Source organism: Microbacterium sp. BWR-S6Y, assembly GCF_041379845.1.
Lineage (GTDB): Bacteria > Actinomycetota > Actinomycetes > Actinomycetales > Microbacteriaceae > Microbacterium > Microbacterium hydrothermale.
Window position 1 is genome coordinate 18,683 of the sequence record NZ_JBFECV010000008.1, and the last position, 11,589, is coordinate 30,271.

Annotated in this window: 9 protein-coding genes; 4 read left to right on the forward strand and 5 right to left on the reverse strand. The window is 71.5% G+C overall.

The window, feature by feature from the left end; all coding sequences use genetic code 11:
- Positions 1-11: 11 nt before the first annotated feature.
- A complete protein-coding gene (locus AB1K56_RS15690) occupies positions 12-920 on the reverse strand; it encodes a PRD domain-containing protein (RefSeq protein ID WP_371206408.1) in 909 nt (302 codons plus the stop codon).
- Between the two features lie 191 nt (positions 921-1,111).
- Here AB1K56_RS15690 and rlmN point away from each other — a divergent pair, with 191 nt between their 5' ends.
- Positions 1,112-2,425, forward strand: a complete 1,314-nt coding sequence (gene rlmN, locus AB1K56_RS15695; RefSeq protein ID WP_371206409.1) for a 23S rRNA (adenine(2503)-C(2))-methyltransferase RlmN — start codon at positions 1,112-1,114, stop codon at positions 2,423-2,425.
- Between the two features lie 105 nt (positions 2,426-2,530).
- Here the strand turns inward: rlmN and AB1K56_RS15700 are convergent, their stop codons facing one another.
- The 4 genes from AB1K56_RS15700 to AB1K56_RS15715 are packed head-to-tail and all read right to left on the reverse strand — an operon-like array spanning position 2,531 to position 8,555.
- Positions 2,531-4,171, reverse strand: a complete 1,641-nt coding sequence (locus tag AB1K56_RS15700; RefSeq protein WP_371206410.1) for a class F sortase — start codon at positions 4,169-4,171, stop codon at positions 2,531-2,533.
- Positions 4,168-5,049, reverse strand: coding sequence for a DUF4397 domain-containing protein (locus AB1K56_RS15705; protein WP_371206411.1), 882 nt, complete (start codon positions 5,047-5,049; stop codon positions 4,168-4,170). The genes AB1K56_RS15700 and AB1K56_RS15705 overlap by 4 nt, the downstream gene beginning before the upstream one ends.
- Before the next feature lie 30 nt (positions 5,050-5,079).
- Positions 5,080-7,068, reverse strand: coding sequence for a hypothetical protein (locus AB1K56_RS15710; RefSeq protein WP_371206412.1), 1,989 nt, complete (start codon positions 7,066-7,068; stop codon positions 5,080-5,082).
- Entirely contained in the window at positions 7,065-8,555 is a 1,491-nt protein-coding gene (locus AB1K56_RS15715) for a glycosyltransferase family 2 protein (protein ID WP_371206413.1), read from the reverse strand. Before AB1K56_RS15715 ends, AB1K56_RS15710 begins: the two co-directional genes overlap by 4 nt.
- A 209-nt stretch (positions 8,556-8,764) precedes the next feature.
- Between AB1K56_RS15715 and AB1K56_RS15720 the strand changes: the two genes are divergently transcribed.
- Genes AB1K56_RS15720 through AB1K56_RS15730 form a run of 3 tightly spaced genes read left to right on the forward strand, consistent with a single transcriptional unit; the run spans position 8,765 to position 11,512 of the window.
- Positions 8,765-9,640 (forward strand): ABC transporter ATP-binding protein, encoded by an 876-nt coding sequence (locus AB1K56_RS15720; protein WP_371206414.1) that lies wholly within the window; start codon positions 8,765-8,767, stop codon positions 9,638-9,640.
- Entirely contained in the window at positions 9,637-10,440 is an 804-nt protein-coding gene (locus AB1K56_RS15725; protein WP_371206415.1) for an ABC transporter permease, read from the forward strand. Before AB1K56_RS15720 ends, AB1K56_RS15725 begins: the two co-directional genes overlap by 4 nt.
- Positions 10,441-10,498: 58 nt before the next feature.
- Positions 10,499-11,512 carry an aldo/keto reductase family protein gene (locus AB1K56_RS15730; RefSeq protein WP_371206416.1) on the forward strand — a complete coding sequence of 338 codons (1,014 nt, stop codon included), beginning with the start codon at positions 10,499-10,501 and terminating at the stop codon, positions 11,510-11,512.
- Positions 11,513-11,589 lie beyond the last annotated feature (77 nt).

Here is an 11,589-nt window from a genome sequence, read left to right on the forward strand (position 1 = left end):
TGCGTCGGTGACTATAGCACCGGCGCGTCGGGTGCGCCAGCATCGTCGGCGCGACCCATGCTCGTCGCCAGGCGCTCGACGTGCACGGTGAGGTACAGCACCTCTTCGTCGGTCAGCGTCGACCCCGTCGCGGCGAGCACGTAGCCCTTGACGCCCTCGGCGATGCCGAAGGCACGGGGGTAACGGTGCTTCGCGAACTCGAAGAACGACGAGTCGCCGCTCGTGAGCATCGCGCGGTTCACGAGCCGCTGCAGCAGGAACCGCACGTGCAGGATGAAGCGCGCGTAGTCGGGGCTCTCGGTGTCGAGGGAGACGCCGAGGCCCGTCTCGACCGTGCGGACGACGTGCTGCACGCGGCGGAACAGCAGCGCCGCGGTGCCGTTCGGCTCGTCGCGCGTCGCGTTCAGCAGGTGCATCGTCAGGAACACGCCCTCCTCGGGCGGGAGCTCACGACCGAGGGATGCCGCGATCGAGGCCGCCATGCGCTCCGCGACGCGCGACTCGTCGGGGTGCAGGATGCGCAACTCCGGCATCGAGGTGCCCGGGATGCGGATGCCCTGGTCGAGGCGCTCGACCACGTAGTTCACGTGGTCGATCACGGCCAGGGGCAGGCGGCGTCCGAGGTCGCGTCCGAGCTCGCGCTCGGCCTGGTCGACGGCGTGGAGCACTGCCTGCACCAGCGCGTACGGGGCGTCGGTGAGGAGTTTCTGGGCGTGAGCCGTGTCGCTGCCCTGCTCGAGCACGAAGGTCTTCTCGACCTTCGACGGGTCGACGCGGCCCTCGTGCTTGAGCTGGAAGCCGATGCCCCGGCCCATCAGCACGCGCTCGCGGCCGTCGCCGTCGATCGCCACGACGACGTTGTTGTTCAGCAGCTTCTGCACGCCGCCGGGCGGGAGGGAGACGTCACCGGCACCGGGCATGGGATGCATCTTAGGGCGGTGCTGCCGGAGGGGCTGTCCACCTCGGACACGACGCAGGAGTTTCGGCGGCGCCGGCCTCCGGTCTGCTCCGATCACCGAGGCGGAGCCGCCGGCGCCCCCGGTATCTCCTGCGTCATGCACGTCTCCCGCGCCCAGCCGCGACGCAGGCGCGCCCCGGTACCCTGGAAACCATGACCGATCAGCCCCCCGTGCGCTCCACCACGCCCCGGCAGGCGCGCCCCGCGGGGGCGCCGGCCGACACCGCCGTCCGCGAGACGCGCCCGAAGAACACCGGCGTCCGCCAGGTGCGACCGAAGACCGAGGGGTGGCAGCAGGCCAAGGATGACACCGGTCGTCCGCTCCTGCAGTTCGCCAGCCCCAAGCGCGGCAAGCCCCCCGTGCACCTCGCCGACATGACCGCCGACGAGCGCGTCGCCAAGGTGAAGGAGCTGGGCCTTCCCGGCTTCCGCGCGAAGCAGCTCGAGAAGCACTACTTCACGCACTACACCTCGGATGCCGCCGACATGACCGACCTGCCGGCATCCGGTCGCGAAGAGCTCGTCGCGGGGATGCTCCCGCCCCTGCTCACCGAGGTGCGCCGGCTCGAGACCGACCGCGGCGACACGATCAAGTTCCTGTGGAAGCTGCACGACGGCGCCCTCGTCGAGTCGGTGCTCATGCGCTACCCCGGCCGCATCACGCTGTGCGTGTCTTCGCAGGCCGGGTGCGGCATGAACTGCCCGTTCTGCGCCACCGGGCAGGCGGGCCTGACCCGCAACATGTCGGCGGCCGAGATCGTCGAGCAGATCGTGCGCGCCAACGCCCTCATCGCCGCCGGCGGCCTCGGCGGCAAGAAGCGCGACGACCACTCGCTCGATCGCGTCTCGAACATCGTCTTCATGGGCATGGGCGAGCCGCTGGCGAACTACGCCCGCGTCATGCAGGCCGTGCGCGTCATGGTCGACAAGGAGCACGGCCTCGGCATGAGCGCCCGCGGCATCACCGTGTCGACCGTGGGACTCGTTCCCGCGATCAAGAAGCTCGCCGACGAGGACATCCCGGTCACCTTCGCCCTCTCGCTGCACGCGCCGGACGACGGCCTGCGCGACGAGCTCATCCCGGTGAACTCCCGCTGGAAGGTCGACGAGGCCCTGGATGCCGCCCGCGCCTACTTCGACAAGACCGGGCGCCGCGTCTCGATCGAATATGCCCTGATCAAGGACATGAACGACCACGCCTGGCGCGCCGACCTGCTGGCCGACAAGCTCAACGCTCGCGGGCGCGGCTGGGTACACGTGAACCCCATTCCGCTGAACCCGACCCCGGGCTCGATCTGGACGGCATCCGAGGTTCCGGTGCAGAACGAGTTCGTGCGCCGCCTCAACGACGCCGGCATCCCGACGACCCTGCGCGACACCCGCGGCAAGGAGATCGACGGGGCGTGCGGCCAGCTCGTGGCGACCGAAGAAGACGAGGCGGCGGCCGAGGCGACCCCGGTCGGCTGACACCTATCGCGGAAGCGCCCCCGGCCGAGCGGCCGGGGGCGCTTCGTGTTCACGCGGTCGACGATCACGTTTCGCGGGACCGCCCAGACGCGTCCGAGGCCGAGATCAGGCGGCGACGGCCGTCACGACGAGGTTGTCGACGTAATGGCCGCTGGCCGGATCCCACGCCCCGGCGCACGTGACCAGCCGCAGCTGCGGCGTCGGCGTCGGCGCGTAGACCGATTCGGTGGGGAAGCTGTTCTTCTCGACGGTCTGCAGCCCGGTCACCACGAAGTCGGCCGTCGATCCGTCAGCGCGGCGGACCGACACCGTGTCGCCGGGCGTCAGTCGCGGGAGGTCGTAGAAAACGGCCGGTCCGGTGGGTGAATCGACGTGGCCCGCGATGACCGCGGGACCGACCTCTCCGGGCAGGACCCCCTTCTCGTACCAGCCGACCGCGTCGTAGTCCCGGGGCGACTGGATCCACCCGTCGTCCCCTCGGTCGAGGCCGATGAGGTCGGAGTCCACCCCGATCGCCGGGATCGAGATGTGCACGGGCGGGGCCGTGTTGGCCGGCGCGGGGGTCACCGGATTCTGGAAGCCGCCCGCCGCGCCGACGCCCGGCGCCGTCGTCGCCCCGGCGCCCGTCGCACCGGGCGCGTCTGCCGCGGCGGAGTCGCCCGCGAGCGCGGGGCAGCCGTCGAGCACGTCGTCGGTGAGCATCGCCGTGGCGAGGGCCGTCCAGGCCGCACCGTAGTACGTGGGGGTGGATGCCGCGGTGTCGGCCATGCGCTGCAGATCGGCTCGCGCCTCGTCGTCGCGCCCGCTCGCGGCGAACGCGGCCGCCCGTGCGGCGTACGCGACCGGATGCCGATCCGAGGTGAGGGCGCCGGCTCCCGCGTCGAGCTCGGCGGGCAGTTCGTCTCCGCCGGGGAGCGCTGCGGCCACGCGCGCCGCGAGGGAGCGGTCGTCCGCGCGACACGACTCGGCGAACCGGACGGTCGTGCGCGCGGCGTCGTAGCCGTAGGCCGGCTCGCCCCCGCCGCCCGCGGATCCCGCGAGAGCGACGGTGCCGTCGTCGGCGACCGTGGCCCAGTTGGTCGGCAGGGTGTTGGCATCCATCAGCGCGCTCGTCACCGCTGCGCTACCCGCGGCCAGCTCCTCCCACCGGGGGTCGCCCGACGCGCGCGAGAGCACGTCGAACGCGGCCGGCGACGCGTACGAGGGGTTGTAGGCGTGGGGCGAAGCCGTGGCCCACGGTCCCGGCAGCAGGATGCGCCCGAGCGCGGTCTCGGTCGTCATCTCGTCGAGGACCGCGGCGCCGAGCGACACGCCCTGCTCGCGGAGGTCGTCTCGGTCGAAGGCGTCGCCCGCGAGCACCAGGGCGCGCGCCGCGTCGAGGTCGGCGTCCGAGGCGGGCTGCTCGTCGACGACGGAGCCGTCCTTCCACTGCCACGCCAACAGGCCGTCGTCGCGCTGCAGGTGGGTGGTCGTCCAGTCCCAGATGCTGTCGAAGCGCGACGGGTCGTCGGCGGCGACGGCGAGGAGCAGGCCGTACGCCTGCCCCTCGCTGACGGTGTCGCCGCCCTGGTCGGTGCGCACCACGCGACCGGCGTCGACGTAGGTGTCGAGGAAGGCCTCGGCCGTCGCGGTGGTGGCGTCGGCGGTGTCGGGTTCGGGCTCGGTCGCGGTGCTGCACGCCGCCATCGTCAGGGCGACGACGGTGGCGACCGCGCCGACCGTCGACGCCCGGCGTGCGAACGTCACGCGCGCGCCTCGCCGCGGCGTCGGCGCCCCGCGATGAGCGCGACGGCGCCCAGCGCCAGTGCCACGGCGCCGGCGCCCGTTGCGGCGGCACCCGTGGGCGCGGTCGTGGCGGCGGCGGTTCCGCCGCCACCGGTGTGGATGCCGCCGACCGGCATGTCGGCGAGGGTCGCGGAGTCGGTGATGGTCTGCGCCGTGAGCGCTCCCTGGGCGTCATCGAGCACGAAGAGGGTCGAGACCGACCCCGCCGGCAGGTTCACGGCCGAGGTCGCGGATTCGTCCGCACCCGTCAGCTCGAGATCCCACGAACCGGCCGGCACGGCGGCGTAGTCGGTCGCCGACCCCGCGGGCACGTCGCGCGCGATCGGGCGCCCCTGGGCGGTGTCGACGTCCACCGTCGGCTCCACCGTCGAAGCCTGCACGACGCGGACGCGCGCCTGTCCGGCCGCGGGGGCCGAGAGGTCGTCTTCGAAGACCGTGGTCTTCAGGTCGGCGTTGCGGCCATAGGCGGCGACCGTGAGGGGCTCGCCCTCGGCGATGTCGATCGACTGCTGCACGACCGGCTGCGTGCCGTCGGCGGCATCCGAGGGCACCATCGACACGACGTACGTGCCGTCGGCGAGGGGGATGTAGGGGCTCACAGCGCCGTAGGCGACGTCGTCGAGCTCGTAGACGACGGCCCCACCGGCGAGAGCCGTCAGCTGGACGTCGACCGACTTGGTGTCGGGGGAGAGGTGGGCGACGCGCGCCCACCCGCCGGGCGCGGTGGGGGCCGCGGAGGCGGCGGGGGCGGTGGCGACGCCGATCCCGGCGGTGAGCAGGGCGGCGGCGCCGATCGCGGCGAGCCGCGCGGGACGAAGGGAGGGAGTGACACGGAACATGGCGGTCCTTTCGTTGGGGGGAGGAGAGGATCAGGAGGAGGGACGGGGGAGCAGGTCGACCGGCTCGTCGGGTGAGAACGTGATGACCACGCCGGCGTCGCCGCGTTCGACCGAGACCGGACGCAGGGGGCCGGTCAGCGAGTCGTAGAACCGCAGCAGGGCGTCGGCCCCGGCGGCATCCCCCCGGGCGTCCTGACCGGCGAACGAGCTCACGGTGAGCTGACGGTGCACGCCCGAGGGATCGCCCTCCAGCTGCGCGATGTCGGCCACGTCGATGCGGCCCTGCGACGACAGCTGGCCGAGGGTCAGGAGGATGCGTCCGTCGACGACGCCCGAGGTGAGCAGATCCTGCTCCTCGCCGGGGACGCCGACGTCGGGGTTCTGCAGCACCTGCTGCCCGGCGACCGATCGGGCGGCGTACAGGTCGTCGTCGGCGGCCTGCGCGAGCGCCGCCTGGGCGCTGTCGACCAGGCGCACGTCGACCTTCTGCGCTCCCTCTCCGAACGACGCCACCACGGCGCTGTTCTCGATCGCCTGACGCACGGTCGGGAACTCGGTCGGGAAGGTGCGCATCGAGTCGGTCGTGATGACGTAGTCGTAGTCGCGCCACCCGTCGGGGGCGAGCTGCTGCACGTCGGTATCGGTGTCGGCCTTGTAGTACCAGACGACGTTCTCGCGCTCGAAGCCCGCACGCACAAGGTCGACCCACATCGCGTCATCCACGAGCATGCGGGAGTCGGCCGGGGCGTTCTGCGTCATCCACGCCTCGGCGTCGCGCAGCGGACGGTCGAGATCGGCGAGGAGGAACCCGCGCAGCTGCGCCGCCCACAGGGGACCAGCGGCCAGCACGGCGACGACGAGCCCGAGGGCGGTGGCGACTCCGGCGAGGCGCCGCAGCACGCCCGCCGAACGCAAGGCCTCGACGGCCACCTGACCCATTCCGGCGACGACCACGGCCGCGAACGGCAGCAGCATGATGACGTACGGCACGGGCAGGTAGCCCCCGCGGAACATGAACGCCGTCAGCGCCAGCAGAGCGATCGCCCACGGACGCAGGCGACGCACGAACAGGGCCGCGACGGCCGCCGCGAGCGCCGTGACGATGAGCACGGCGTCGAGCTGCCACCACAGTCCGACGGTGCGCGCCATGAGGCTCTCGGGGTCGAAGAGCGATCCGCTGCCCTCGCGCGAGGCGAGCTGGAACGCCAGTCCGTCCCACAGGCTCACGCGCCCGGGGGCGGGGGCGACCTCGCCCTTGACCAGGGCGAAGGCGACGTACGCGAGACCGATGAGTCCCAGCACGGCCGAGGCGACCGACAGGGTGTACCGGCGCGTGGTGCGCTCCGCCCCGCGCCACATGAACCACGCCACCAACGGCAGCGCGAGCAGGTAGGTCTCCTTCGTGAGCACGGCGATGCCGAACGCGGCGGCGGCGCCGATGTAGCCGGCGAGCTGGGCGCGTCGGCTCATCGCCAGCAGCAGGGCGGCGAGCAACCAGGCGGTCGCGATGTTGTCGAGGTACACCTGGCGGTGGAACTGCACCGCCAGCGGCGACAGCAGGAACAGCGCGACCGCGGCGGATGCCGTGAACCGGGCGAAGCCGATGCGGCGTACGACGAACCACAGCAGGACGGCGGCTGCGGCGGTGGCGGCGAGCATCGCCTCGCGCGCGGCGATGACGGCGACGTCGTAGCGGTTCCAGCCGTCGGTCAGACCGACCCAGGCGGCGATCTGCATCCACCCGAGGGGCGGGTGGTCGTACCAGTAGGTGTAGTGCGTGAGCTCGCCGAGGTTGCCGATGCTCCACGCCTGCGCGGTGTAGGTGCCTTCGTCGTCGATGCGCTGCGGGGAGCCGCCCAGGTTCAGCGCGTTGACCACCAGGCCGAGGACGAGGGGAGGAAGCAGCCACAGTGCGTCGCCGAGCCGGGCGCGCCAGGGCGAGACCCGGCGGCGCAGCCCCGCGGACGCGCGGTCGGAGGGGATCGTCCCGGTGGGGACGCGGTCGATCGTCGAGGTCATCGGGTCACCTCCGCGCCGGCGCCGACGAGGTCGCGCGCGGTGGACGGGGTCGCGGTCGCGGCGTCGCGGTGGGCGCCGGTGTGCTCGGTCTTCTCCCAGCTGCCGTCACCGCGCATCTGACGCACGACGCTGCGCACGGCGGCGGCGGCGAGGAACACCTGGTAAGGCACGAGTCCCAGCACGAGGCGGACGTAGTCGCGAACGCGCACCTTCTTGCCGTAGACACGTCCGAACTCGGTCAGTCCCGCCGCCTCGGCGACGAGGGTGATGATCGTGGGCACCAGCGGAAGGAAGGTCAGCAGCGCCACGGGTGTCGGCACCTTCACAAGAAGGATGAACACGAGCGAGATGGGGATCAGCAGTCCGGTCGCCGCCTGCAGGAACGGCATGTTCAGCAGATAGCGGGCGTACATGCGCTGGCGCAGCGTCGGCAGCGCCTTCCACTCGCCCTTGCCGAGCACCTGCAGGAAGCCCTGGTTCCAGCGCGTGCGCTGCTTGTAGAGCGACTTCAGGGTCGGCGGGGTCTCCTCGCGCGTGACGTACTCGGGATTGTAGGCGACGACGACCTTCGCGCCGTCGCTGGACAGGCGCACGCCGAGCTCGCAGTCCTCGGCGAGGCACTGGTCGTCCCATCCCTTCGACCATGCGAGGCGATCGCGGGTGACGAACACGGTGTTGCCGCCGAGGGGGATGAACTTGGAGCGGGCGTGGAAGTGCAGGCGCGAGCGGAACCAGAAGTAGTACTCCAGGACGTTGCGCAGCGACCACCAGCTGGTCTCGAAGTTCATCAGCTGAACGCCGCCCTGCACGACGTCGGCACCCGTCTCCTGGAACTTCGAGTCCACGACCGTCAGCAGGCCGGGGTGCACCTCGTCCTCGGCGTCGAAGACGCCGACGACGTCACCGGTCGCGATCTGCAGGGCGCGGTTCAGCGCCTTGGGCTTGTTCTTGGGGACGCTGTCGTCCACGACGACCTTGATGAGATCGGGATGCCGGGCGGCGGCCTGCCGCACCACCAGCTCGGTACCGGGGTCGTCGTGGCCGACGATGGCGATGATCTCGAAATCGGGGTGGTCCTGCTGCGCGAGGCGGTCGAGCGTCTGCCCCATCACCTCTTCCTCGTGCCGCCCGGGCACGAGCAGCGTGAATCGGTGCCGCGCCGGACGCGGCGAGGAGCTGAACTGCGTGGCGCGCAGATCATCGGCGGAACGCCAGGCGTGGAGCATCCACCACAGCGTCGTCGTCGCGACGACGGTCAGGGCGAGCGCCAGGATGATGATGCCGCTGTAGCCGAGCCACTCGCCGATCGACCAGTCGGGCAGGAAACCGCCCGACACGGTCGTTCCGGGCTGGGCCGGGAGCGGGACGTCGGTGGTTCCCGTCGACCCCTGCCCGGGGGCGGGAGCGACGGGGGTGAGGAGCGGTTCGGGCGTGGGACCGGGGGCGGCGGCGGTGAGCGGGAGAACGTGCGGGAACGACAAAGTCAACCTCCAGCGTCCACGTGGACGGTTCGAGGGCGGTAAGGGGACGTGCGGCGACCGGGGGCGAAATTCCCCGCACGCGTGGTCATCCGGGACGGCACGGGGGGATGGTTTGGACGGATCAGCGTTCTCCCAGGTGCCTTTGCAGCCTTTCCCATCCGCTTCCGATGAGCACGCGAGGGCTCAGCCGGCCCCGCGACCGCCAGACTGAGCACATGAGCGATCACGTCGTGCGGGTCGAGGATCTGCGCAAGACCTACCGCGGGGGCGTCGAGGCGCTGCGCGGGGTGAGCTTCGACATCCGCCGCGGGGAGACGTTCGCCCTGCTCGGGCCGAACGGCGCCGGCAAGAGCACGGTCATCGAGATCCTCGAGGGCTACCGCGACCGCACGGGCGGCACGGTGGAGGTGCTCGGCGTCGATCCGCACCGCGGCGGCCTCGCGTGGAAGGCGCGGCTCGGGATCGTGCTGCAGAACACGGGCGAAGCGCCCACCGCCACCGTGCGGGAGCTCCTGTCGCACTTCGCCTCGTTCTACCCGCGACCACGCGATGTCGACGAGACGATCGCGGCGGTCGGGCTCACCGAGAAGGCGCGGGTCGGCGTGCGCAAGCTCTCCGGCGGACAGCGGCGCCGCGTCGACGTCGCGCTCGGCATCATCGGTCGACCCGAGCTGCTGTTCCTCGACGAGCCGACCACGGGTTTCGACCCCGAGGTGCGACGCCAGTTCTGGGACCTCATCCGCGACCTGCAGCGGGAGGGCACCTCAATCCTCCTCACGACCCACTACCTCGACGAAGCCGCCGAACTCGCTGAGCGCGCCGCCATCATCGTCGGCGGTCAGGTGGCATCCGTCGGCCCGATCGACGAGTTGGGCGGACCCGACGCACGCGTCCCCCTGGTGCGCTGGCGCGAGGGCGGCGAGGTGCGCGAGGAGCGCACGCAGGATCCCGGCGGGGTGGTCGCGGCGCTGCACGCGCGCCTGGGCGAACCCGAGCGGCTCGAGGTGGTGCGCCCGAGCCTCGAGGACGTCTACCTGTCGTTCCTCGGCGACGAGGCGCGGCGCACGACCGCGGCGGGAGGCGTGGCATGAGCCGCGTGCTGCGGTTGGGGGCCGCGCGGGTCGCGTTCGAGGTGCGCTCGTACTTCCGCCAGGGCGACTCGGTGTTCTTCACGTTCCTGTTCCCCGTGATGATCCTGTTGATCTTCGCGGTCGCCTTCGACGCCCAGACGTTCGGCCCTCCGGGCGATGAGGTGGATGCCGCGCAGTTCTACCTGCCGGCGATGCTCGCGGCGGGCGTACTGCTGTCGGGACTGCAGAACATGTCGATCGACATCGCGATGGAACGCAGCGACGGCACCCTCAAGCGACTGGGCGGCACCCCGCTCAGCCCGGTGTCGTACTTCATCGGCAAGCTCGGGCAGGTGCTCGTCACGGGTCTGCTGCAGTCGGTGCTGCTCATCGTCGTGGCGGCGGTGTTCTTCGGCGTCCCCCTGCCCACCGACCCGGAGCGCTGGCTGACCTTCGCGTGGGTGTTCCTGCTGGGCGTGACGACCTGCGCGATCCTCGGCATCGGCCTGTCGGCCCTGCCCCGCACCGGACGCAGCGCCACCGGCGTCGTCATCCCGATCGTGCTGCTGCTGCAGTTCATCTCGGGCGTCTACATCAACTTCGCCGCGCTGCCGGAGTGGCTGCAGAACGTCGCGAGCGTCTTCCCGCTGAAGTGGCTCGCGCAGGGCTTCCGCTCGGTGTTCCTGCCCGAGAGCTTCGCCGCGGGCGAGCCGTCGGGGTCGTGGGATCACCCGCTCATCCTGCTGGTGACGTCGCTGTGGCTGGTGGTCGGCCCGGCCCTGGTGCGGGTGACGTTCCGGTGGATCCGCAAGGACGCGTGAGCGGGGGAGGGGCGGATGCCGCGGCCCCGGTGTCGGCGGCCGGGTCTAGCGTGGAGGAATGGTCGCTTATCGCTATCTCGGCAACAGTGGATTCAAGATCTCGGAGATCACCCTCGGCAACTGGGTGACCCACGGCTCGCAGGTCGGAGACGACGCCGCGATCGCCACGGTGCACGCCGCGCTCGACGCGGGCATCACGACGTTCGACACCGCCGACACCTACGCCAACACCGCAGCCGAGACCGTCCTCGGCACGGCCCTCGAGGGTCAGCGCCGCGAATCGCTCGAGATCTTCACGAAGGTCTACTTCCCGACCGGCCCCGGCGGCCCCAACGACACCGGGCTCAGTCGCAAGCACATCATGGACTCCATCAACGGGTCGCTGAAGCGTCTCGGCACCGACTACGTCGACCTCTACCAGGCGCATCGCTTCGACTACGAGACGCCGCTCGAAGAGACGTTCCAGGCCTTCGCCGACGTCGTCCGCCAGGGCAAGGCGCTGTACATCGGCGTCTCGGAGTGGACGGCCGAACAGCTGCGCGAGGGGCACGCGCTCGCGAAGCAGCTCGGCATCCAGCTCATCTCGAACCAGCCGCAGTACTCCATGCTGTGGCGCGTGATCGAGGGCAAGGTCGTGCCCACCAGCGAAGAGCTGGGCATCTCGCAGATCGTCTGGTCGCCGATGGCGCAGGGCGTGCTGAGCGGCAAGTACCTGCCCGGTCAGCCCGTGCCCGAGGGCTCGCGCGCCACCGACGAGAAGAGCGGCGCGAACTTCATCAAGCGGTTCCTGAACGACGACACCCTCGAGGCCGTCCAGCGACTGAAGCCCATCGCCGACGAGGCCGGACTCACGATGCCGCAGCTCGCGATCGCGTGGGTGCTGCAGAACCCGAACATCGCCGCCGCCCTGGTCGGAGCCTCCCGCCCCGAGCAGCTGCACGACACCGTGAAGGCATCGGGCGTGAAGCTCGAGGCCGATGCCCTCGCGGCGATCGACGCGGCACTGGGCGACGCGGTGTTCTCCGACCCCGAGAACACCTACGAGGTCTCGCCGAAGAAGCGCCTGGTCTGACGCGGTTCGTGCAGCGGGTCGGGCGTTCGCGCCCGGCCCGCTGTCGCGCGTCCGGGCGCGTGCGCGGAGCGGCGGCG

Bases quoted from the DNA above. Each gene is read 5' to 3' on its own strand.
- rlmN (WP_371206409.1), top strand. From the start codon at position 1,112: ATGACCGATCAGCCCCCCGTGCGCTCCACCACGCCCCGGCAGGCGCGC.
- AB1K56_RS15710 (WP_371206412.1), bottom strand. From the start codon at position 7,068: ATGACCTCGACGATCGACCGCGTCCCCACCGGGACGATCCCCTCCGAC.
- AB1K56_RS15730 (WP_371206416.1), top strand. From the start codon at position 10,499: ATGGTCGCTTATCGCTATCTCGGCAACAGTGGATTCAAGATCTCGGAG.
- AB1K56_RS15690 (WP_371206408.1), bottom strand. From the start codon at position 920: ATGCCCGGTGCCGGTGACGTCTCCCTCCCGCCCGGCGGCGTGCAGAAG.
- AB1K56_RS15720 (WP_371206414.1), top strand. From the start codon at position 8,765: ATGAGCGATCACGTCGTGCGGGTCGAGGATCTGCGCAAGACCTACCGC.
- AB1K56_RS15705 (WP_371206411.1), bottom strand. From the start codon at position 5,049: ATGTTCCGTGTCACTCCCTCCCTTCGTCCCGCGCGGCTCGCCGCGATC.
- AB1K56_RS15725 (WP_371206415.1), top strand. From the start codon at position 9,637: ATGAGCCGCGTGCTGCGGTTGGGGGCCGCGCGGGTCGCGTTCGAGGTG.